21 protein-coding genes are annotated in these 22,052 nt (G+C 72.7%); 16 read left to right on the forward strand and 5 right to left on the reverse strand.

Annotation, left to right across the window (positions count from 1 at the left end):
* The first annotated feature begins 17 nt into the window (after positions 1 to 17).
* The 3 genes from TR46_RS08045 to TR46_RS08055 all read left to right on the forward strand — a co-directional run bounded on the left by TR46_RS08045 (position 18) and on the right by TR46_RS08055 (position 3,089).
* Positions 18 to 659 carry a class I SAM-dependent methyltransferase gene (locus TR46_RS08045; protein ID WP_042396009.1) on the forward strand — a complete coding sequence of 214 codons (642 nt, stop codon included), beginning with the start codon at positions 18 to 20 and terminating at the stop codon, positions 657 to 659.
* 64 nt (positions 660 to 723) lie between these two features.
* A complete protein-coding gene (locus TR46_RS37740; protein WP_052432616.1) occupies positions 724 to 2,370 on the forward strand; it encodes a serine/threonine-protein kinase in 1,647 nt (548 codons plus the stop codon).
* An 83-nt stretch (positions 2,371 to 2,453) separates the two neighbouring features.
* Positions 2,454 to 3,089, forward strand: a complete 636-nt coding sequence (locus TR46_RS08055; protein WP_042396010.1) for an MBL fold metallo-hydrolase — start codon at positions 2,454 to 2,456, stop codon at positions 3,087 to 3,089.
* A 95-nt stretch (positions 3,090 to 3,184) separates the two neighbouring features.
* On the opposite strand, the gene TR46_RS08060 is transcribed toward TR46_RS08055, so the two are convergent.
* Together TR46_RS08060 and TR46_RS08065 are read right to left on the reverse strand one after the other, a co-directional pair.
* A complete protein-coding gene (locus TR46_RS08060) occupies positions 3,185 to 3,814 on the reverse strand; it encodes a phosphatase PAP2 family protein (RefSeq protein WP_042396013.1) in 630 nt (209 codons plus the stop codon).
* A complete protein-coding gene (locus TR46_RS08065; RefSeq protein WP_042396016.1) occupies positions 3,811 to 4,464 on the reverse strand; it encodes a DedA family protein in 654 nt (217 codons plus the stop codon). The genes TR46_RS08060 and TR46_RS08065 overlap by 4 nt, the downstream gene beginning before the upstream one ends.
* Before the next feature lie 127 nt (positions 4,465 to 4,591).
* Between TR46_RS08065 and TR46_RS08070 the strand changes: the two genes are divergently transcribed.
* The 4 genes from TR46_RS08070 (at position 4,592) to TR46_RS08085 (ending at position 7,478) form a co-directional block, all read left to right on the forward strand.
* Positions 4,592 to 5,014 (forward strand): BlaI/MecI/CopY family transcriptional regulator, encoded by a 423-nt coding sequence (locus tag TR46_RS08070; protein WP_042396019.1) that lies wholly within the window; start codon positions 4,592 to 4,594, stop codon positions 5,012 to 5,014.
* Entirely contained in the window at positions 5,011 to 6,051 is a 1,041-nt protein-coding gene (locus tag TR46_RS08075; RefSeq protein WP_042396021.1) for a M48 family metalloprotease, read from the forward strand. Before TR46_RS08070 ends, TR46_RS08075 begins: the two co-directional genes overlap by 4 nt.
* 61 nt (positions 6,052 to 6,112) lie before the next feature.
* The gene (locus TR46_RS08080) at positions 6,113 to 6,532 is read left to right on the forward strand and encodes a secondary thiamine-phosphate synthase enzyme YjbQ (RefSeq protein WP_174505102.1); all 420 of its coding nucleotides are present in this window, start codon (positions 6,113 to 6,115) and stop codon (positions 6,530 to 6,532) included.
* Positions 6,533 to 6,665: 133 nt separating this feature from the next.
* Positions 6,666 to 7,478, forward strand: a complete 813-nt coding sequence (locus TR46_RS08085) for an SGNH/GDSL hydrolase family protein (RefSeq protein WP_042396025.1) — start codon at positions 6,666 to 6,668, stop codon at positions 7,476 to 7,478.
* A 91-nt stretch (positions 7,479 to 7,569) separates the two neighbouring features.
* On the opposite strand, the gene TR46_RS08090 is transcribed toward TR46_RS08085, so the two are convergent.
* Entirely contained in the window at positions 7,570 to 9,414 is a 1,845-nt protein-coding gene (locus TR46_RS08090) for an AMP-dependent synthetase/ligase (protein ID WP_042396220.1), read from the reverse strand.
* A gap of 223 nt (positions 9,415 to 9,637) precedes the next feature.
* Between TR46_RS08090 and TR46_RS08095 the strand changes: the two genes are divergently transcribed.
* From TR46_RS08095 to TR46_RS08110, 4 genes are all read left to right on the forward strand, one after another.
* Positions 9,638 to 10,567: an alpha/beta fold hydrolase gene (locus tag TR46_RS08095; protein WP_042396028.1), complete on the forward strand. Its 930-nt coding sequence runs from the start codon at positions 9,638 to 9,640 to the stop codon at positions 10,565 to 10,567.
* Between the two features lie 265 nt (positions 10,568 to 10,832).
* Positions 10,833 to 13,484: a sensor histidine kinase gene (locus TR46_RS08100; protein ID WP_052432617.1), complete on the forward strand. Its 2,652-nt coding sequence runs from the start codon at positions 10,833 to 10,835 to the stop codon at positions 13,482 to 13,484.
* Positions 13,481 to 13,897 (forward strand): roadblock/LC7 domain-containing protein, encoded by a 417-nt coding sequence (locus TR46_RS08105; protein ID WP_042396031.1) that lies wholly within the window; start codon positions 13,481 to 13,483, stop codon positions 13,895 to 13,897. Before TR46_RS08100 ends, TR46_RS08105 begins: the two co-directional genes overlap by 4 nt.
* Positions 13,898 to 13,905: 8 nt before the next feature.
* Positions 13,906 to 14,490 (forward strand): DUF742 domain-containing protein, encoded by a 585-nt coding sequence (locus tag TR46_RS08110; RefSeq protein ID WP_369405980.1) that lies wholly within the window; start codon positions 13,906 to 13,908, stop codon positions 14,488 to 14,490.
* A 76-nt stretch (positions 14,491 to 14,566) separates the two neighbouring features.
* Here TR46_RS08110 and TR46_RS08115 read toward each other — a convergent pair whose 3' ends face one another.
* Entirely contained in the window at positions 14,567 to 16,402 is a 1,836-nt protein-coding gene (locus tag TR46_RS08115; RefSeq protein WP_042396034.1) for a flavin monoamine oxidase family protein, read from the reverse strand.
* A 477-nt stretch (positions 16,403 to 16,879) separates the two neighbouring features.
* Here TR46_RS08115 and TR46_RS43605 point away from each other — a divergent pair, with 477 nt between their 5' ends.
* The 5 genes from TR46_RS43605 (at position 16,880) to TR46_RS08140 (ending at position 20,308) form a co-directional block, all read left to right on the forward strand.
* Positions 16,880 to 17,143 (forward strand): hypothetical protein, encoded by a 264-nt coding sequence (locus TR46_RS43605; RefSeq protein WP_161790100.1) that lies wholly within the window; start codon positions 16,880 to 16,882, stop codon positions 17,141 to 17,143.
* Entirely contained in the window at positions 17,140 to 17,871 is a 732-nt protein-coding gene (locus TR46_RS08125) for a bestrophin-like domain (RefSeq protein ID WP_042396039.1), read from the forward strand. The genes TR46_RS43605 and TR46_RS08125 overlap by 4 nt, the downstream gene beginning before the upstream one ends.
* A gap of 35 nt (positions 17,872 to 17,906) precedes the next feature.
* On the forward strand, positions 17,907 to 18,512 hold the full coding sequence (locus TR46_RS08130) for a GTP-binding protein (protein ID WP_042396041.1): 606 nt from the start codon (positions 17,907 to 17,909) through the stop codon (positions 18,510 to 18,512).
* A gap of 99 nt (positions 18,513 to 18,611) precedes the next feature.
* On the forward strand, positions 18,612 to 19,526 hold the full coding sequence (locus TR46_RS08135) for a PhzF family phenazine biosynthesis protein (protein ID WP_042396042.1): 915 nt from the start codon (positions 18,612 to 18,614) through the stop codon (positions 19,524 to 19,526).
* Positions 19,523 to 20,308, forward strand: coding sequence for a metallophosphoesterase (locus tag TR46_RS08140; RefSeq protein ID WP_042396044.1), 786 nt, complete (start codon positions 19,523 to 19,525; stop codon positions 20,306 to 20,308). Before TR46_RS08135 ends, TR46_RS08140 begins: the two co-directional genes overlap by 4 nt.
* Here the strand turns inward: TR46_RS08140 and TR46_RS42145 are convergent.
* Complete coding sequence (locus TR46_RS42145; protein WP_052432618.1) at positions 20,277 to 22,052, reverse strand: glycosyltransferase family protein; 1,776 nt, start codon at positions 22,050 to 22,052, stop codon at positions 20,277 to 20,279. The genes TR46_RS08140 and TR46_RS42145 overlap by 32 nt on opposite strands.

Consider the following 22,052-nt stretch of genomic DNA (forward strand, 5'->3'; position numbering starts at 1 on the left):
CGCAAAGGTGTCACCTGATGGACAAGCTGGTACAGAGCACTTCGCACAACGCTTCTGACGACGCCGGAGCGCGTACGGCACTTCCTGAGTACACCGAGCGACTGGCGACCTTGGAGTCCTCCGGATTCAAGCGACTGCTGCCGACGCAGGCCCCCTACCGCTGGAATCTGCGCAGGCTCGGCCTGGGCCGGGTGCTGGACGTGGGCTGCGGCCTCGGACGCAATCTGCTGAGCTGCTCGCCGGAGAGCGTGGGAGTGGACCACAACGAGCACTCGGTGGCGGCAGCCAGGGCGCGCGGCCTCAACGCCTATGTCCCGGACGACTTCTTCGCGTCCGAGGACGGCAGGCCGGCCAGCTTCGACAGCATGCTCTGCGCCCATGTGCTGGAGCACCTGGAGCAGTCGGTCGCCGAGGAGCTGCTGGTGACCTACCTGCCCTCGATCAAGCCAGGCGGCAAGGTCGTCCTGATCACCCCTCAGGAGGCCGGTTTCGCCAGCGATACGACGCATGTCCGCTACATCGACCTGGACGGGCTGCGCGCCCATGTCGAGAACGCCGGACTGGAGGTCGTCCGGGGCTACTCCTTCCCGCTGCCGAGGCCTGCCGGGCGCCGTTTCAAGTACAACGAGTTCGTGATGGTGGCCTCGCTTCGTGCGTAACGGAACCGACACACCTTCCGGCAACGCGTAGGCCGCGCAGTCCTCGTTCGCGAGGATGGCGCGCATGACTGACGGGTGGCGGCCGACGGGGGCCGATACGGCGGGGCCGCGGCTGGTGGGCGGGCGCTACCGGCTGATCGAACGGCTCGGGCACGGGGGAATGGGCACGGTCTGGCGTGCCATGGACGAGCGGATGCGGCGCTATGTGGCCGTGAAGGAGCCGCTGGTCCCGGAGAGCCTGGAGGCCGCCGCACGGGACGAGTTGTTCCGGCGGATGCAACGGGAGGCGCAGGCCGCGGCCGCGATCAGCCATCCGCATGTGGTGCGGGTGCACGACATCGAGACGGTGGACGGCTGCCCCTGGCTGGTGATGGAGCTGATCGACGGGGAGAGCCTGGCCGACCGGCTGGCCGCCGGGACCATCGGGGCGCCGGAGGCGGCCCGGATCGGCGCGCAGATCGCCGACGCCCTCGCCGCGGTGCACGCGGCCGGGGTGGTCCACCGGGACGTCAAGCCCGGGAACATCATGCTGACGCCCGGCGGACAGGCGCTGCTCACCGACTTCGGCATCGCCCGGATCGACGGGCAGGCCGATCTGACCCGCACCGGGCAGCTGGTGGGATCGCTGCCGTACCTCTCGCCGGAGCGGGCCACCGGGCGGCGCGCGGAGCCGGCGGGGGACCTGTGGGCGCTGGGGCTGGTGCTCTACGAGGCCGTCGAGGGGACGCACCCGTTCCGGCGCAGCGCGCCGGAGGCGTCGCTGTTCTCCATCGTCCAGGACCCGCTGCCGGAGCCGCGCCGGGCCGGGCGGCTCCGGCCGGTGATCAGCCTGCTGCTGGCGAAGGAGCCGGACCGGCGGCCGGACGCGTCGACCGCGCGCGAACTGCTGCGGACGGCGGCGGAGGAGCGGGGCGGCGCGACGGCGCAGGAGCCCGGCGCGCGGACGATGGTCCTGGGGAGCGGTGGCGGCAGCGGCAGCGGCGGCCTGCCGCGGACGCGGGTGGCTGCGGACGCGGGCGGTGCCGCGGTGCCGCCGCTGCCGTCCGCCGAGCAGCTGCCGGGGCGGCTGCGCGGTTACAGCTCCAGCTGGGGCGGCCGGTCGCTGGTGGCGGGGGCGGCCGTGGTGGCCGTCGGCGGCGGCTTCCTGGTCTCGTACCTGACCGGCTCGCTCGGCGGCGGGCCGGTGACGCCGGCGAAGAAGCCGGCCGGCTACACGTCCTACGCCCTGGACGGGGGGTCGGTCGCGGTCGCGGTGCCCGGGGACTACGCCGGCAGCCCCGGCGACACCGCCGCGACCTGGCTCAGCAAGGACGGCAACGCCAAGGTCGATCTGAGGGTGCTGGACAGCGGCGGCAGGAGCGCGCAGGAGCTGGCCGACGCCCGGGTGAAGGCGCTGCAGTCCGCCTCGACCAGCTGCGTCAGCTCCAGCACCGGGATGGCCGGCTTCTCCTGGGTCTCCCAGGAGCGTCCGGTGCTGCACCCGGGCGCGCCCAACGGCTACCAGTTCGCCTACTCCTACACCACCGCGCGCGAGGACGGCGGGAACCTCTGCCCCGGCACGGCCACCGACGACCAGGCCATGGAGGAGTACATCGTCACGGCCAGGCACGCCTACGTGCTCACGGTGACCTTCCTGCACTTCCCCGCGAACGCCGGCGCCTACACCGCGGTCTACTCCGCCGTCTCGAACTCCCTGGCCTTCCGCGGCTGATACCCCGATTCCCGGGAAGGGTGCAGGATGGTACTGATCATGAAGTGACAGCGCCACGACCGCGTGAACCGACGAGGAGAGCCATGCGCCTCACCAAGATGACCCACTCCTGCGTCCGTCTGGAGAAGGACGGCCGGACCCTGGTGCTCGACCCCGGTGTCTACTCGGAGCCGGAGGCGCTGGACGGGGCCGACGCCGTCCTGGTCACCCATGAGCACTTCGACCACTTCGAGGAGTCCCGGCTGCGGGCCGCCGCCGAGGCGAACCCCGCGCTGGAGATCTGGACCAACGGCGACGTCGCCGGCCAACTGACCGGCCTCGGCGCGGGGCGGGTGCACCGGGTCGGCGACGGGGACGCGTTCACCGCGGCCGGGTTCGAGGTCCAGGTGCACGGCGAGTGGCACGCGCTGATCCACCCGGACATTCCGCGCGTCGGCAATGTCGGCTTCGCCGTGGACGGCAAGGTGTTCCATCCCGGGGACGCGCTGACCGTCCCCGACCGGCCCGTCCCGACGCTGCTGCTGCCGGTGCACGCGCCCTGGTCCAAGACCGGGGAGGTCGCGGACTACGCCAGGGCGGTCGGCGCGGAGCGGGCACTGGCGCTGCACGATGTGCTGTTGAGCCCGCTGGGGTTGGCGGGTGTCGAGCGGTTCATCGGCATGCTGGCCAAGGACACCGGGTACGAGCGGTTGGCCCCCGGGCAGGGGATCGACCTCTGAGGAATCGAGCAGGGCCCCGCGCCCCTGTCGGGCTGCAACTGAACCTCTGTGAGCAAGTTGCACCTGCCAAGGGACGCGGGGCGCACCGGAAAGCCCTACGCGGTGAGCAGCGGGCGCAGGAACCCGGACTCCAGGCGCACGACCAGAGGCGGCGCATAGCGTCTGGCGACCAGCATCACCGGGACGGCCACCACCGCTCCGACGGCGAAGCCGACCAGGACGTCGTGCGGGTAGTGGGCGCCGACCCAGATCCGGGAGAACCCCATCACCAGCGCGGCCAGCGTCGCTACGGCCGCGAGTCGGCGGCTGATGAGCCACACCGCCGCGGCCGCCGCCGCGGCGATCGCGGAGTGGTTGCTGGGGAAGGCCCAGTCGCCGACGCCGGGGCAGGGCTGCAGTGTCGCCGGTGAGGTGATCACCTGGCAGGGCCGGGCCTCGTCGAAGATGCTCTTGACGATGTCGTTGACCACGTACGCCAGCACCACCGCGACCGGCACGGCCAGCGCCAGCGCCATCGCGGTGGCGCTGCGTGCTCGCCGGGCCTGCCACCAGCACCAGATCATCATCAACGCGAACAGCCCCAGGCCGTAGCTCGCGTAGAAGGAGACCAGGTCGTCGAACCAGTGCGGGGCGTCCGCAGCGCGGGTGATGAACCAGTGGTACAGGCTGCCGTCGATGGAGTCGCCGTTCAGCGCCGCGAGTCGCAGCGGGGAGTGCTGGGTCACTGGGCCGCCCGGGCCTTGCGGCTGCGCAGCAGTTCGAGGGCGATCGGGATCAGCGAGACCACGACGATCAGGGCGATGATCGGCAGCAGGTACTTGTCGATGCTCGGGATGGTGTTGCCGAGGCCGTAGCCGGCCATGGTCACCCCGACGCTCCAGAGCAGGCCGCCGACGACCTGCCAGAGCGTGAAGGTGCGGACCGGCACGCTGAGCGCCCCGGCCATCGGGTTGAGCACGGTGCGGACCACCGGGATGAAGCGGGCCAGCACGATCGCCTTGGCGTACCCGTACTTGGCCAGGATCTCCTCGGCCCTGACCGCGCCCTGCTGCACGTGCTTGTTCCTGCTGCGGGCGAGCAGCGCCTTCCCGCCCTTGGCGCCGAGGACGTAGCCGACCTGGGCGCCGAGCAGCGCGCCGAACACGGCGGCGACCAGCACCTCGGCGAGGTTGAGGTGGACGCCGTTCTTGCTGGTGGTGCAGAGCAGGCCGGCCGTGAACAGCAGCGAGTCGCCGGGCAGGAAGAACCCGACCAGCAGCCCGGTCTCGGCGAACAGGACGACGGCGATGCCGAGCGCCCCGAATGAGGCGAGCAGCGAATTCGCGTCCAGCGGGTTCACCGCCAGATTGATCAAGGCCGTCGGATCCGGGGCCATGGATGTCACACTCCTGCGATGGGGGAGACTGTTTCGAGCCGGGCACTATCGTCTACATGTGTGTAGACGATAGTGCCACTCTAGTGGATAGCAGCGGACGGCCTGTGGGAGGTGAAAGTCCTTGACGATGATCGGACCGCAGCGTCGCCACCCCGGCGAGCTGGAGGCGAGCGTCCTCGCCGTGCTCTGGGCCGGAGGGCGGGCGCTGACACCCGGCGAGATCCAGCGTGCCATCGGCGGCGACCTCGCCCGGACCACGGTGAACACCATTCTCACCCGGCTCTTCGAGAAGGGGATGGTGGTGCGCAAGCGTGTTGGTCGCGCCTTCGCCTACACACCGGCTCAGGAGGCGCAGGACGCGCCGGGGCTCGCGGCCCGGCGGATGCGCTCCGAGCTGGAGAAGGAGGCGGACCGGTCGGTCGTGCTGGCCCGCTTCGTCTCCGGCCTCAGCGAGGACGACGAACAGGTGCTGCGCGCCCTGCTCAGCCGGGACGCGGCCGGGGAGCAGCCGGACGGGGCCGGCCCCGCCGACGAAGGGGGCCCGGTGTGACCGTGGACGTCTGGGCGCCGGTGCTGCTGCCGCTGCTGCTGGCACCGCTGCTGGTACTGCCCTCGGTGCGGGCGCTGCCCGATCTGCTGCCGCCCAGGGCCGCCGCCTGGCTGCTCACCGCGACCGCGGCCGGGCTGGCCGCCGCCGGGGCGGTCGCGCTGGCGCTGCTGAGCGTGGCGGCGCTGCTGCACCTGCCGTTCGTGGCCGCGCTGGGCCATCTCGACCTGCCGGTCGCCCGGCACCTGGCGCCGGGAGCGGTGGTCCCGGTCGGGGCCGCCGCCGCGCTGGCGCTGGTGGTACTGGCGCTGCGGGCGCTGCGGGTGCTGGGGCGGCACCGGGCAGGGCACGCCGAGGCCAGGCTACTGGTCGCACTCCATGCCCGTCCCGGCGCCGGGGGCCGCGGCCGCGCGGGCGGTGACGTGAGCGGTGACATGGGCCGTGACGGCGATGTGATCGTGCTGCCGGACCGGCAGCCGGACGCGTATGCGCTGCCCGGCGGGCTGTTCCGGGGCGGCCGGGACCGGATCGTGGTCACCGCCGGGATGATCGAGGCGCTCCCGCTCGATGAGCGCGGGGTGCTGCTGGCGCACGAGCGGGCCCATCTGACGGGTCGGCACCACCGCTTCCTGCTGCTGGCCGACCTGGCCGTGGCGCTGCACCCGCTGCTCCGTCCGCTGCGCGACGGCGCCGCCTACAGCCTGGAGCGCTGGGCCGACGAGTCGGCCGCCGAACGGGTCGCCGACCGGCGGCTGGTCGCCCGTGCGGTGGGCCGCGCGGCGCTGGCCGGGGCCGGGGCCGGCGCGCTGCGGATGGCGGCGGGGCCGGTGCCGCGCCGGGTGGCGGCGATGCTGGACGGCCGGGCCGCGCCGCGCCGGCGCCGGGCGTCACTGCTGGCCGCGCTGGTACTGGCCGGGGCGCTGGCACTGTCGCTGGGGACCACCCTGGACGCGGCCAGCGACCTGCACCAGCAGGTCGAGGCGGCGCAGTCGCACTCCTGGCTGCAGGGGCTGCACGGGGCCCTGCACCGGCATGAGTGAAGCACCCGCATGACTGAAGCACCGGCATGAGCGAAGCACCGGGATGGATGAAGATGGAGGCATGTCCTTCACCACGCTGACGTTCGAGCTCACCACCGGCGGCCGGGAGGCCGCGGTGGACATCACCGACCGGTGCGACGACTTCCTGCGCGAGGCGGCCGCCGGCCGCGACGGGCTGCTCAATGTGTTCGTCCCGCACGCCACGGCCGGAGTCGCCGTGATCGAGACCGGCGCAGGGAGCGACCAGGACCTGCTGGCCGCGCTGCGCGAGCTGCTCCCCGCCGACGACCGCTGGCGGCACCGCCACGGCAGCCCCGGCCACGGCCGGGACCATGTGGTGCCGGGACTGGTCGCCCCGCACGCCACCCTCCCGGTGGTGGACGGCCGGATCGCCCTGGGCACCTGGCAGTCGGTGGTCCTGGTGGACACCAACGTCGACAACGCCGACCGCACGGTCCGGCTCTCGTTCCTGGGGGGCTGACGGATCGTCCGGGGGATGGGTGACGACACGTCAGAATTCATGGCATGCACACTATCGACAATGGGTTACCCGCCGGTATAAATGTGTGTGACGCACGTCACCCCGTGCGCCACCCATCAGCCGTGGAGGTCCCATGCGCTCACCCGGCGCACGCTCGCTCCGCACTGCCGTCCTGACCCTCCTCACCACCGTCGGCCTCGCCTTCACCGCGTTGGCCGCAGCCCCGGCCCACGCGTCCGAGCCCGGCTACGTCGCCCTGGGGGACTCGTACTCCAGCGGCGTCGGCGCCGGCAGCTACATCAGCTCCAGTGGCACCTGCGAGCGCAGCACCAAGTCCTACCCCTACCTGTGGCAGACCGCCCACAGCCCGTCCTCCTTCTCCTTCGCGGCCTGCTCGGGCGCGACCACGGCGGATGTGCTGAGCGGTCAGCTCTCCACGCTCAGCAGCTCGACCGGGCTGGTCAGCATCACCATCGGCGGCAACGACGCCGGCTTCTCCAGCACCATGGAGACCTGCGTGCTGGACGGCACCAGCTCCTGCCAGTCGGCCGTGGCCACCGCCGAGACCTACATCAACGGACCGCTGGCCGCCAGGCTCGACGCCACCTATGCGGCGATCCACTCGCACGCCCCCAACGCCAAGGTCGTGGTGCTGGACTACCCGCACCTCTACCAGGTCCCGGGGAGCTGCCTGTTCGGCATCAGCGACACCTCGCGCAATGCGATCAACGGCGCGGCGGACGAGCTGGACGGCGTGATCGCCAAGCGCGCCGCCAACGCGGGGTTCACCTTCGTGGACGTCCGCGGGGCCTTCACCGGCCATGAGATCTGCTCCGGCAACTCCTGGCTGCACAGCACCACCCTGCCGATAGACGAGTCCTACCACCCCACCGCGGCCGGCCAGTCCGGCGGCTACCTCCCCGGCTTCACCTCCGCCGCGGGCTGATCCACACCGCCGAGCGCCAGTGGGCCCCGTCCTGCCGGCGCTCGGCTGTACCCCGTTTTAGCGTCGGCCAGGGGTTCGAGTTGGAGGTGGTCTACGACGAGGCGCCGGCCGGGGTGTAGAGGGCGTCGATGTCACCGGCGTAGGCCTTGAGGACGGCTCGGCGGCGGATCTTCAGCGAGGGCGTCAGCAGGCCGCGGTCCTCGGTGAACTCGCCTGCCAGCACCCGGAAGGAACGGATCGACTCGGCCCGGGAGACGGCGGTGTTGGCCATCGCCACGGCGCGCTGCAGGTCGACCTTGAGGTCGGCGTCCTGCCGGGCGGCGGTCGCCGCGGAGTGCTCCGGCTTGCCGCGCTTGCGCTGCCACCGCAGCAGCGCGTCGGCGTCCAGGATCAGGAGCGCGCCGATGTACGGGCGGTTGTCGCCGACCAGCATGCAGTGGGCCACCAGCGGATGCGCCCGCACCCGGTCCTCCAGCACGGCGGGGGCGACGCTCTTGCCGCTGCTGGTGACGATGATCTCCTTCTTGCGGCCGGTGATGGAGAGGTAGCCGTCCTCGTCCAGGTGGCCGAGGTCCCCGGTGGCCAGCCAGCCCTGGTGCAGCGTCAGCCCGCTGGCCTCCGGGTCGCCCAGGTAGCCCTGGAACACCTGTCCGCCGTGGATCCACACCTCGCCGTCGTCGGCGATCCGCACCGTGGTGCCGGGCACCGGGTGTCCGACGGTGCCGAAGCGCGGCCGGTCCGGCGGGTTCGCGGTGGCGGCCGCGGTGCACTCGGTGAGGCCGTAGCCCTCGTAGACGGTGATCCCGGCTCCGGCGAAGAACAGCCCGAGCTCGCGGTTCATCGCCGAGCCGCCGGACATGGCGTGCCGCACCCGGCCGCCCAGCACGGCCCGTACCTTGCTGTAGACCAGCCGGTCGTAGACCTGGTGCTGCAGCCGCTGGGCCGCGCTCGGCCCGGGGCCGTCGCCGAACGCATGCCGTTCCACCGCGGCCGCGTAGCGCACCGCGGCGTCCACCGCCTTGTCGAACGGCCCGAGCTTCCCGGCCTCCTCGGCCGCCTCGCGGGCCCGCTGCATCAGCTTCTCGAAGATGTAGGGGACGGCCAGGACGAAGGTCGGTTGCATGGACTGCAGGGCCGGCATCAGGTCGCTCGGCGCCAGGCTGGGCTCGTGCGCCAGCCGCACCCCCGCGCGCAGCGCCGCGACCTGCACCATCCGGCCGAAGACATGGGCGAGCGGCAGGAACAGCAGGGTGGCCGGCTGCTCGCTGGCCTTGTTCGTGAAGACATCGTGGTAGCGCTCCACCACGTTGTCGGTCTCGGCGAAGAAGTTGGCGTGGCTCAGTACGCAGCCCTTGGGGCGGCCGGTGGTGCCCGAGGTGTAGATGACGGTCGCGGTGGACTGCGGGGTGACCGCCTGCCGGTGCCGCTCCACCAGTTCGTCCGGGACACCGCGGCCGGCCAGGGCCAGGGCCCGCAGCGCTCCGGAGTCCAGTTGCCAGATGCTGCGCAGCTGGGGCAGGCCCTCGACCACCGAGCCGACCGTCATCGCATGGTCCTCGTGCTCGACCACGCAGGCCACGGCCTGGGAGTCGGCGAGGATCCAGCGGACCTGCTCGGCGGAGGAGGTGGGGTAGACCGGGACCGGCTGGGCACCGATGGTCCACAGGGCGTAGTCCAGCACCGTCCACTCGTACCGGGTTCTGGACATCAGGGCGACCCGGTCGCCGAAGCGCACGCCCTGGTGCAGCAGGCCTTTGGCGATGGCGACGACCTCGTCGCGGAACTCGGCCGCGGTGACGGTCTGCCAGCCGCCGTCCTCGGTGCGCCGGGACAGGGCGGCCAGGTCGGGCTGCGCGAGGGCGGTCGCGAAAACGGAGTCGGCGAGACCGCCAGTGGTCGGCGGCACCGTGAGAGCCGGGGTGGAGAACTCGCGCAACACTTGCCCTCTCAAAGTCGCTGGCGCCGATTTGCGCTGACCTGTCCGAAAGTTACCGGGTCATAAAACCCCTGGCCAGGGTGTACTCCCGATCTCCACGTGATGTGCACGCGTCGCCCGCGATCGATCGTGCAGGACTGTTGACGGGGCGTCGGCGCCGGTCATAACTTACCAGTCAGTAAGTTTCGCTCTCCCCGCAGTAGGAGTTCGTAGGAGGCCGTTCATGTCAGTCGTCCCCGCCGCCACCGCCGTGCGCACCGTGACCACGGCTGACGGGGCCGCGCTCGCGGTCCGCACGGACGGCCCCGACGACGCCCCGGTCACCCTGGTGCTGGCGCACGGCTGGACCCTGGACGCCAGTGCCTGGGAGCGGCACGCCATGGAGCTGTCGGCCGACGGCGCGGTCCGGGTGGTCCGCTACGACCAGCGCGGCCACGGCGGCTCCACCGGCGGCAACGCCCGTCCCTGGAGCATCGACCTGCTGGGCGAGGACCTCGCGCGGGTCATAGCGGAGACCGCGCCGAGCGGTCCGCTGGTCCTCGGCGGGCACTCGATGGGCGGGATGACCGTGATGGCGCTGGCCGCCGCCCGCCCCGAACTCTTCGCGGAGCGGGTCGGCGGGGTGCTGCTGACCAGCACCTCCGCCGGGCAGCTGGACCCGCGTGGGCGCCCCGGCGTACCACTGCGGCTGCGGGCGCTGGGCCATGCCGAGTCCGCATTCTTCGGCTACTGCTCGCGCACCGCGGAGCGCTCCGAGCGGATCCGCGACCGGCTGCCCGGGCCCGCGGGGCGGGTCAACCCGTTCCTGGTCAAGCGCTACCTCTACGGCCCCAGGGCGTCCCGCGAGGCCGTGCTGGCCGGGGCCCGGATGATCCACGCCTGCCCGATGACCGCCGTCGCCGACTGGTTCCCGGCGCTGATGCTCCATGACAAGGCCGGGGCGCTGCAGGCGTTGGACGAGCTGCCGGTGGAGATCGTGGTCGGCACCGCGGACCGGCTCACCCCGGTGGCGCACAGCCGCCGGCTGGTGGAGGAGCTGCCGGGGGCGAGGCTGGAGATCGAGCCGGGCTGCGGGCACATGCTGCTGCTGGAACGGCCCGAGGCGGTGATCGGCCCGCTGCGGCGGCTGTGCGCTGCGGCGGCGGCCGGCTGACGGCTGCGGCTGCGGGTCGGCGGGGGTCAGGCCCTTCGACGCGGGTCGGGGCGGGTTGACGCGGGTCGGCGCGGCCGGGTCGGCGGTGGTTCGGCGGGTGCGGTCCGGTCGATGGTGCTCTAACTGCACGAAGCTCGAACTGACGCGCCCACAGGTAGTAGGCTCTCGCCGACACAGCGCCATCCCTGCCCCGTCGTCCCTCATCCACGCCGTCCAGTCGCGTCCGCCTCCGCGTGCACCTCCTGCGGTCGGTCCGGAGGAGCCCATGCGCATTCGCAGCAGGTCGGTCCGCGCGAAGATAGTCGCGCTGCTCCTGGTACCGCTGGTCTCGCTGACCGGCCTCTGGACCTGGACCACGGCCACCAGCGTCGACCAGGTGTGGGGCCTGATCCAGGCCGGCTCGGACTACCGCTGGTTCGGCACGCCCGCCGACGACCTCTCCCGGGCCCTGCAGGACGAACGCCGGGCGGCCGTCGCCTATGTCGCCGCCGCTCCGGGCAAGGGCGACCGCACCGCGCTGCAGAAGGCGGAGGCCGCCACCGACCAGCTGGTCACCGTGTTCCAGGCGCACGCCGACGACAACGGGCGGCGCGGAGACCTGACGGGCGCCCAGAAGCTGGCGCTGCAGGGCATCGAGACCCAGATCGCCGGGCTGCCGACCGAGCGCGCCCAGGTGACCGGGCACAAGGAGGTCTGGGACGAGACCTTCTTCTGGTACACCGACGCCCAGGAACCCTTCTTCAATCTGCGGCTGCAGATGAGCGACCTCCAGGCCGGCGACCTGACCCGGGAGGCCGGGAACCTGATCGAGCTGGTGCGCGCCCGCGAGTACCTCTCCGAGGAGGACGCGCTGATGTACGGGGCGCGGGCCACCGGGTACTTCAGCTCCAGCGAGTTCCAGCAGTTCCTCACCGTCAGCGACGGCGAGCGGCTGCTGTTCCAGGTGCACCAGCCGCAGCTCCCGGACCAGGAGCAGCGGCTGTTCCAGAACTTCACCACCGGCGAGGTCTACTCCCGGGTCACCAGCCTCGAGGGCGCGGTGAGCACCCTGGACGCCCAGCAGGCGCCCAAGGAGATCGACGCCGCCGCCTGGGTCTCGACCTTCGACAGCGCCCTCAGCCAGCTCGCCCAGCTGGACACCCGGTCGGCCTCGATGACCGGCGACCGGGCCAGGTCCTACGCCATGGGCGTGATCTGGCGGGGCGTCGCGGCCGGGGTGGTCGGGCTGCTGGCGGTGGTGCTCACCCTGGTGCTGTCGCTGCGGATCGGCCGCGGCCTGGTCCGTGAACTGGTCGGACTGCGGGACGACGCCTTCGACCTGGCCGGGGTGCGGCTGCCCGAGGTGATGCGCAGACTGCGCGCCGGCGACCGGGTCGACCTGGTGGCCGAGGTCCCGCAGGTGACCGTGCGGCCCAGCGGCAACGACGAGATCGCCCAGGTCGGCCGGGCCTTCAACGCGGTGCAGCGGGCCGCGGTCGAGGCCGCCGTCGAACAGGCCGACCTGCGCCGCGGGGTCGCGGCGGTCTTCGTCAACCTGGCCAGGCGCAGCCAGGCCCTGCTGCACCGGCAGCTGACCCTGCTGGACGAGATGGAGCGCCGCGCCGAGGACCCGGACGAGTTGGAGGACCTGTTCCGGCTGGACCACCTCACCACCCGGATGCGCCGCCACGCCGAGGGCCTGATCATCCTCTCCGGCTCCGCGCCCGGCCGTAACTGGCGCCGCCCGGTGCGGATCCTGGACGTGGTCCGGGCCGCGGTCGGCGAGGTCGAGGACTACGCCAGGGTGCGGGTGCACCGGATGCCGCAGGTCGCCGTCGTCGGCGGTGCGGTCTCCGACATCGTGCACATGATCGCCGAACTGGTCGAGAACGCCGCGGTGTTCTCCCCGCCGCACACCCAGGTCAGGATCCAGGGCGAGGAGGTCGCCAACGGCTTCGTACTGGAGATCGACGACCGCGGCCTGGGCATGGGCGAGGAGGCGATGGCGGCGGCCAACGACCGGCTCGCCACCGGCGGCGACTTCGACCTGACCGACACCGACCGGCTCGGACTGTTCGTCATCAGCCGGCTGAGTGCCCGTCACGGCGTGCAGGTGTCGCTGCGGCGCTCCCCGTACGGGGGCACGACGGCGGTGGTGCTGCTGCCGCGCGAGCTGATCACCGAGGTGCCCTCGCGGGGCGGCGACACCCCGGCGGGAGAGGCCGGCGATACGGACACGCAGGACGCCATGAGCCGCACCGGCGAGTACCCGCTGCTGGTCAGCCGGTCGCGGACCCGCAAGGAGCTGCCGGCCGGCGCCAGGTCCGACTCCGGGCGCAGGACCGGGCCGCGCCATGCGGCCCCGTTCCCGGGCGCGGCCGGGAACGGCGCGGGGGCCGGGAACGGCGCGGAGGAGGAGCGGGAGCAGCAGCAGGGGCCGGCGGCGCTGCCCAAGCGGCGCTCCGCGTCCAGCCGTGCCGACAGCTATCTGGCCGCGCGGGACGCCGCTCCGCGCGAGGCGACGGTGCACGAGGTCCCGCCGCGGGAGGCGCCGCTGCGGGAGGCGCCCGCGCCGGTGCACGATCCGGCGCCGCTGCTGCCGCGACGGGTGCGCCAGGCCAGCCTGGCCCCGCAGCTGCGGGTGGCCGCCCAGGAGTCCGACGCCGAGCACGCCGAGTCGTCGGGGCGCTCCGGGCCGGAGCTGCCCCCGGCGCGGGAGCGCTCGCCCGAGGAGGTACGGGCCACCTTCGCCTCGTTCCAGCGCGGCCTCAGCCGGGGCCGCGGCCGGGCCGGCGCCGAGCCCGCCGACCGCAGCGACCGTTCCGACAACAGCGACCCTTCCGACCGCGCCGACCAGGGCCGGGCGCGGCCGACCGATCCGCACACCGCCCGCGCGGGCGCATCATCCGAACCCTCAGCGGAAGGACCCTCCCGATGACCGTACCGACCACGAGCAGTGGCGATCTGAACTGGCTGCTCGACGATCTGGTCCGCCGCGTTCCCGAGGTCCGCCACGCGGTCGTGCTCTCCAGCGACGGGCTGGCCACCGGCGCCTCCTCCGGGCTGACCCGCGAGGACGCGGAGCACCTGGCCGCGGTGGCGTCCGGCTTCCACAGCCTGGCCAAGGGGGCGAGCCGGCACTTCCAGGCGGGAGGCGTCCGGCAGACCATGATCGAGCTGGACCACGCCTTCCTCTTCGTCACCGCCGCCGGGGACGGCAGCTGCATGGCGGTGCTGAGCGAGGCCGAGGCGGACGTGGGGCTGGTCGCCTACGAGATGGCACTGCTGGTCAAGCGGGTGGGCGAGCACCTGGGCAGCGAGCCCCGGGCGGGCCTGCCCACGGGGCGGTGAGCGGCGTCGTGCCGGAGACGGGGGACCTCGGCGGTCGAGGACGCGGTGCCAGGGGCGACAGCTCCTGGGAGCACGACGGAGCAACGGAGGAGGAGGTCGTCGACCCGGACGGCGCCCCCCACCAGGACGGCGGCCACGAGGACGACGGCTGCCTGCGGGACGGGTCGCTGCGGGACGGGTCCGGGCCGGACGGCTCCCTGGGCGACGACGAGCCCTGGGACGACGACGCCGAACTGTCGCAGCTGGTCCGTCCGTACACGCTGACCCGGGGCCGCACCCGGCACGCGGAGGGCGCGGCGTTCGACGTGATCGCCCAGGTCGTCGCCGCCGACCGGACCGGCCTGCCGGACCCGGACGAGGCGGAGGGCGCGGATGACCCCGAGCACCAGCAGATCCTGGAGCTGGTCCGGTCCCAGCCGCTGTCGGTGGCGGAGATCGCCGCGGAGACGGACCTGCCGCTGGGCGTGGTCCGCATCCTGCTGGGCGACCTGCTGGACGCAGAGCTGATCCGAGTGAGCCGCCCGGTGCCTACGGCGTTGCTGCCGGACGTGAGTGTGCTCCGCGAGGTGATCCAGGGGCTGCGGGCGCTGTAGCGGCGGTTCTCCGGCTGCGGACCGTAGGGGTGCGCGACAAGCCGCCTACGGTCCGCACCTGACAGCTCGACCGCGGCTACGGACGGCCGTGCACCTCAAGGAAGGTACGGACCGCGGATTCGAGCGCCCCCTCGATCCACGCGGGCTTCAGACTGGTGTGCTCGCCGGCGAAATGGACCCGCCCCTCGACCGTGCGGCCTGCGGCGTGCAGTTCGTGCAGTTGGCCGGGGGTGAAGACGACCGCCTCCCCGAGGGCGTAGCGGGCGCGGGCCCAGGACTGGGTCGCACCGGTCCCGGTGAACTCCCGGCGCACCACCGGGCCGAAGAGCTGCTCCAGATCGTTCAGCGCGAACGCGTACCGCTCCCCGTCGGTCAGCGAGTCCCACCGCATCGCGTCGTCCGACCAGGTGTACGCGGCCAGGACCACGCCGCCCCGGGAGCCGTCGGGGGCGTGCGAGGGGAAGTAGCTGAAGCGGCTGGTGCTGTCGGAGACGCACCCGCCGCCGGTGAAGCCGCCGGCCCCCCGCTCCCAGAAGCGGGTCTTGAACTCCAGCAGCACCTTGGTCGCCGAGTCGTAGTGCAGCTCGTTGACGGCGCGCCGCTTGGGGTAGGACATCAGCGGTTCGACCTGGCAGAACCGCAGGGCGCTGAACGGGATGGTGACGATCGCGTAGTCGCCCTCGAAGGTCTCGACCGGGGCCACCGGCCGACCGGTGAAGGAGTCCTCCGACCCGGTCTCGGCGGTGGTCTCCACCCGCACCCCGGTGGCCGTCTGGACCAGCCGGGTCATCCGCCGGCCCATCCGCAGGTCGTTGCGCAGCGGCTCGGCCAGGGCGTCGGTGAGGGTGGCGGTGCCGCCGGTGAGCTCCCAGTAGCGGCCGGTGGGGGAGATGGCGGCGTGGTCCATCAGGGTGGGGATCAGCGAGTAGTGCAGCCGCGAGGTGAGGTTCTCCAGGGTGCCCGCGGCCTGGATCCGGTCGAGGGACCAGCCGGCCTCCTCCACCAGGAAGCGGTGTGTGGAGTAGCCGTCGTACTTCTGCAGCAGCTTGGACCAGGCGACGATCTGGTCGGCGATCGGGCCGCCGGGGACGGTGACCGGCGCCAGGACCTGGTTGACCGCCTCGGTGGTGGTCTGCGTGCTGCTCACGCCGAAGGAGGCGTTCACCGCGGCCGGGGCGCCCGCGTAGTGGGACCGGGTGGTGGTGCTGCCGTTGACCCGGATCAGGGTGCGGTTGGTGGCCTTCGGCGCGGTGAAGCCGGGCACGGCCGGACCGTTGCGCCACTGGGTGCCGGTGAAGGACTGGTAGACCACCGGCGGGGTGCTGCCGGACGCTTCGGCGCCCGGGGCGACGTCGGCGTTGTAGAACAGCCGCCGCTTCAGCTTCAGCCGGTCCGCCAGGGCCAGCACCAGCGGGTGGAAGTCGGGCAGCCGCATGGCCCCGGCCTCGGCGTGCAGGGCCGGGTCGGTGAAGACGCCGCGGAAGGTCTTGACCCGGCCGCCCACCCGGTTGCCGTTGGCCTCGATCACCACGACCTCGTGCCCGGCCCGCTTCAGCAGCCCGGCGACCGTGAGACCGGCCACGCCCGCGCCGACCACCAGCACCTTCTTGCGCGGCGAACGCGGCGGCAGTTGCCCGTCGATGAGGATCCTCAGGTACTCCAGCTTGAGGTCCTCCCCGTGGTCGCCGACCAGCAGCAGCTTGCGGGCCAGGTCCCGGCTGACCTCGGGATCGGCTCCGCCGGGATATGACGCGGGGTCAACTACGGTTCCCTGTTCGGACGGTGCTGGAGCGAAGCCGGCCGCGCCGAGCAGCGCGGCAGCCGCGCCGGTGCCGAGGACCGTCCTGCGGCCCACTGCGGCACGGGCGTTGGGGACGGAAGCGAGGCCGGGTCGTCGAAAGAAGGCTGGCATGGGGACTCCTGGGATGCCGAAGTGCTGGACCGGGGCCGTGGGATGGCCCCGGAACCCAAGTCTCCGCACGGTTCGATCCCGAACGGTCGATTCACTCGTTTGACGTCGAGTCCCCGGATCAGGTCGCCACCACCCCAGCTGAATCAGATGTTTGAGAGGTATTCATCCTCATGGGTGGGTTTGCCGGATCTGCCTGTGGTGCGCGGCGCCGCCGGGCAATCCTTGCGCATGGCTCCGTCCCACCACCACCACTGGCCTTGCACCGTCCCCCCGCCACCACCCGTGCCCGCGCCGCCGAAGCCGCCGGTCGGCGGTCCGCCGCCGACCTCGTTCCCGAGCTTCCCGTCCTTCCCGCCGTTTCCGCACTGCAGCCCGCCGCCCAAGCCGACACCGCCCACTCCGACGCCGCCCACTCCGCCGCCGACTCCGACGCCGCATCCCGCGCCGCGTCCGGTGCACCACCCGGCGCCCGTCGCGGTGCACCGTCCGACTCCGCCGCCGACCCCGCAGCCGAGCCCGCGCCCGACCCCGCCGCCGCACCCGCTGGCGGTGCTGCCCACCCCCACACCGCACGCCCAGGTGCACACCACGACCGCGCCGCCGCGGATCATCACCGACACCGCGGCCCCGGCCACCAACGGGTCGCCGGAGGCGGCGTTCATCCTGGTCGCGGTCACCCTGCCGGCGCTGATCGCGGCCGGCGCCAGCTTCATCAACCACGCTGTCGGGAGGCACCGTTGATCCTCGGATTCATTCTCTTCGTCCTTCTCGGCACCCTGGCCGCGGTCGGGGTGCTGGCGGCCTTCGGCCGCACCGTGCGGTCCCGGGAGGGGACCTTCTCCGGCGGCGCCCTCAGCTTCCTGGGCTCGGCCTCGCTGTCCTCGTTCATCCTGGTGGCCGCCTTTCTGATCGCGGGTTCCTGGTCCAACATCAACACCGCCCGCGGGCACACCTTCGACGAGTCCCGTGCCCTCAATGCCGCCTACACGGACGCCGATACGACCACCCGTCCGCTGCTGACGAGGTACGTCACCTCGGTCATCGACGGCGAATGGTCCACCATGTCGCACGGCGGCGCCGACCCGGCCACCTGGACCGACCTGGACGCGGTACGGGCCCAGGTCGAGGCGCTGCCGCCGCAGAACCCGACCAGGGCACAGGAGTTGAGCGATCTGGCCAGCGTCTACACCGCCCGTCAGATCCGGCTCGCGGACACCCAGGCCTCGCTGCCGGCCCCGCTCTACCCGGCGCTGATCGGCGCCGGGCTGCTGGTCCTGCTGTATGCGCCGATCGCCGGACTGACCTTCCATCTGCGCGAGTCGATCGCCCTGGGACTGGTGGGCGCGGTGGTCGGCTTCGGCATCTACCTGGTGCTGCACATGACCCACCCGTACACCGGACCGGTGCATGTGACCCCGGTCGCCTACACCCAGAGCCTGGCCCGCTTCGCCCAACTCTCCGCAGGCTAGGGGCGTCGCGGGAGGAAGCCGCTAGGATCTCGCCCGTGGACCCGATATCACGGCGTAACGAGGCCGTCACCGCCCCGACGGCGCTCAAGATCCTGGTGGCCGGAGGGTTCGGGGTGGGCAAGACGACGCTGGTCGGCGCGGTCAGCGAGATCCGTCCGCTGCGCACCGAGGAGCAGCTGAGCGAGGTCGGACGGCCCGTGGACCGGACGGTGGGGGTGGAGGCCAAGACCACCACCACCGTCGCCATGGACTTCGGCCGCATCGACATCCGCGAGGGCCTGGCGGTCTACTTGTTCGGTACCCCCGGGCAGGACCGGTTCTGGTTCGTCTGGGACGAGTTGGCGGTCGGCGCGCTGGGCGCGGTGGTGCTGGCCGACACCCGTCGGCTCGACGAGTGCTTCCCCTCGGTGGACTACTTCGAGCGGCGCTCGATCCCTTTCGTGGTGGCCGTCAACTGCTTCGAGGGCGCCCGCCCCTACCCGCTGGAGCAGGTCCGCGCCGCGCTCGACCTCGGTCCGGAGATCCCGCTGGTGCAGTGCGACGCCCGGGTCAGGGACTCCGCCAAGGAGGTCCTGGTCTCCGTGGTCGAACTGGCCCTGGGCACAGCCGAGGACAATGCCGTACCACTCGGCTCCTTCTGACGCCCACCTCGCCGGCCGGCCACGTGCAGACCGGCGGTGGGGCCACTTTTCGGCAATTGGCCTTGGCGCGGCTCCGATTGGCATCGATACGGTCGTGGCATGCGTATCCATGTTGTCGACGCCTTCACTGATCGTCCGTTTGCCGGGAACCCGGCCGGCGTGTGCCTCCTGCCGGCCGGGGAGTGGCCGAACGACGGCTGGATGCAGCGGATCGCGGCCGAGATGAACCATTCGGAGACCGCGTTCGCGCTCCCGCTTCCCGTTGACGCCGACGCCGACGGCAGCGGCGCGGGCGCCGAGGGCGACGGCAAGGCCGAGGCCGGGGCCCGGTGGGCGATTCGGTGGTTCACGCCGCTGGTCGAGGCCAAGCTGTGCGGTCATGCCACCCTGGCCACGGCCCACGTGCTGCGCAGCGAGAGAGGGATCTTCGGCACCGTGCGGTTCACCAGCAACTGGCACGGTGTTCTGGTCACGCACGCCGAGGAGGCAGAGGAGGGCGGCATCACTCTGGACTTCCCGGCCGCGCCGCCCGATGCGGAAGTGCCTGTGCCGGAGGGGCTGTCCGCGGCGCTCGGGGTGGCGGTCGGGCCCGACGCCACCGCCTTCCGGACCGGCGTGCTCGGCGACCTGCTGGCCGTGCTGCCTGACGAGGCCGCCGTCCGGGCCGTGACTCCCGACTTCGAGGCCGTGGCCGTGCTGACGCGGCGCGAGGGGTTGCGCGGTGTCATCGTCACGGCGCCGGCAGCCGAGGCAGACCAGGGGTACGACTTCGTGTCACGCTTCTTCGCGCCTGCCAGCGGCATTCCCGAGGATCCGGTCACGGGCAGTGCCCACACCGTGCTCGCCCCTTACTGGTCCGCGCGCCTCGGACGCGCCGAACTCACCGGCCTGCAGGCCTCCGCGCGTACCGGACTGGTCCGCACGGCCGTGCACGGCGACCGTGTCCACCTGACCGGACATGCCGTCACCGTGATGGACGGCATCCTGTACGCGGCGGAAGGGGACCTGCGGTGATCGTGATCGCCCACCTCAGCGACATCCACATCGACCTCGACGACGGGCAGCGCAGTATCGGGCGTGCCCGGGCGGTCATGGAGTACCTGGAGGGCCTTCCGTACGACCTGGACGCCGTCCTGGTCACCGGGGACATCGCCGACCACGGCCTCCCCGCCGAGTACGAGCAGGCCCGTGAGCTGCTGGCGTCCCGGCACCCGGTGCTGGTCTGCCCGGGCAACCACGACGAGCGTGCCGCGTTCCGGGAGTCGCTGCTCGGCCGGCCGCGATCGTCGGCACCGGTCAACCAGGTGCACCGGGCTGCCGGGTTCACCGTCGCGCTCTGCGACTCCTCGGTGCCGGGGAAGGACGAGGGGTTCCTCGAAGAGGAGACCCTGGCCTGGCTGGAGGACGTGCTCGACGCCACCCCGAGCGGGGTGCCGGTACTGGTCGGGTTCCACCATCCGCCGGCGCTGCTGCACAGCCCGTTCCTGGACGGCATCCGCCAGTTCGGGGCGGAGCGGCTGGCCGACCTGGTGGACCGCCACCCGGCAGCGGTCGTCGCCTTCCTGGCCGGACATGCGCACACCCCGGCGGCGACGGCGTTCGCCGGCCGCCCGCTGCTGGTGGCACCCGGGGTCGTCTCCACGCTGCGGCTCCCCTGGGAGCAGCGCGCGCACCCCGAGGACCACGTCCACCTCGACGCGCCGCCCGCGCTCGCATTCCACGTCCTGGACGACGCCGGCCGGCTGACCACCCACTACCGCACCGTCACCGCCCCGGCGGGATCAGCGTGGTGGTGAGGGTCTGCGGGTCGTCGGTGAGGACCCGCAGATAGCTGCGGCCGGTGGTGCCGGAGCCGCCGGCGGCGGTGTCGGTGCCGCGGCGGGTGAGGCGGTAGGTGCCGGTGGCGTGGGGGGCCAGCATGGCCGGGCCCGAGACCACCCTCCAGTCGAAGCTGGTCCAGGCGTTGTCGCTGAAGGCGAACTGCGGGGTGAGCACCGAGTCGGAGGTGTTGGTCAACTTCACGGTGAGGGACGTGACGTAGCCCGCTCCCGCTCCCGCGCCGCCGCGGACAGCCGCCGTCCGGACCGTCGAGACGGACGCCTTCAGCGGCACCGGGGACGCGACCGCCGCGAGCAGGCACAGCAGCGCGGGCAGGCCGAGCAGTACCGGCACGGCCGCCCGGAACCGGCGGTCCGTGAGCAGCCGCAGCCGCGGCCGCCACTGCCGGAGGCGCTGGTAGTCCGGCTGCGGGCAGCTCGCGAAGGCGGTCAGCCAGAGCGGGGCGAGCAGCACGAAGTAGGTCTCCGGGGAGCGCGGGGAGAGCAGGAAGGCGGGCCAGGGCAGCAGCGCCAGCGCCGGGGCCAGCCGCCGGGGGTACAACAGCAGTGCGACCAGGGTGGCGGCCAGCAGCAGCGCGGCGGCGTCGGAGTAGAGGCCCAGGTTCCCGGTGCCGGAGGTGAGGTAGTAGCTGATGTCGACGGCGCCCAGCCCCTGCGGGGTGGCGTGCTGGGTGAGCACGCCGGTGATCCCGCCGATCCAGGCCGTGCCGTCCCGGATCACGAACGGCAGGTTGACCAGCAGGAACACGCCCAGGGCGATGGCCGCCCAGCGCCCGGTCACCAGGACCGCCCCGCGCCAGGGGAGTTCGCCGCGCCGGGCCAGCAGGATCCCGGCCAGCAGGAACGGCGCCAGGAACCAGGCGAGCTGGTGCGCCGAGGCGGCGAGCCCCAGGCAGCAGGCCGAGACCACGCCCGGCCGGCCCAGCACCCCGCCGGCCCCGGTACGGGTCCACCGGTGCACCGCGACGGCCAGGAACGGCAGTGCCAGGAAGACCGGGTAGCCGTTCCTGACGTAGAAGAGGTACCAGCCCATGCCGAAGCAGATCAGCGTGGCGGCGGGGCGCAGCCCCACCGGCAGGGTCCGGAACATGAACAGCGCGGTGGCGGTCAGCCCGGCGAATGCGAACAGACTGAGCACGGGTACCCAGTGCGGCAGGGTGTTGACGAAGGGTGCCGCCAGCAGGGCGCTCAGCGGCGGATAGCTGAAGGTGTCCGCGAACCGGCCGTTCATCAGCGGAGTGGTTCCCACGCCGAACTGCTGGGCGAAGTGCGGCCAGTGCCGCCCGTAGACGTGGCCGCCGGCGACCAGGGCCCGGGCCGCCAGGGTGACCAGCGGGCCCTCGTCGTCCTGGTAGGGGCGCTGGTGGGAGCCGACCGTGCCGACGAACATCGCGGCGAAGCGCAGGAAGCCGGCCAGCAGCACCGCCAGGTCCACCCGGACCAGCGCGCGCTGCCGACGCACCGTCAGCACCAGCGCGGCCAGCAGTACCAGCGCGGCGTACAGCGCCAGCAGCAGCACCAGCACGGAGTGGTCCGTCAGGGCGTGCGAGCGGATGGCGTCGGCCATGCCCTGGAACAGGGCCAGCACCGCGAGCAGGCTGATCCCGCGGTGCAGCAGGGACGGGCGCTCCTGGCCGTCCCCGGGATCCCGGCGCAGCACGACGAAGCGGCGGCTGGTCAGAGCCGCAGAAGGAACGGACAT

It is taken from the genome of Streptacidiphilus carbonis (assembly GCF_000787775.1).
Classification (GTDB): domain Bacteria; phylum Actinomycetota; class Actinomycetes; order Streptomycetales; family Streptomycetaceae; genus Streptacidiphilus; species Streptacidiphilus carbonis.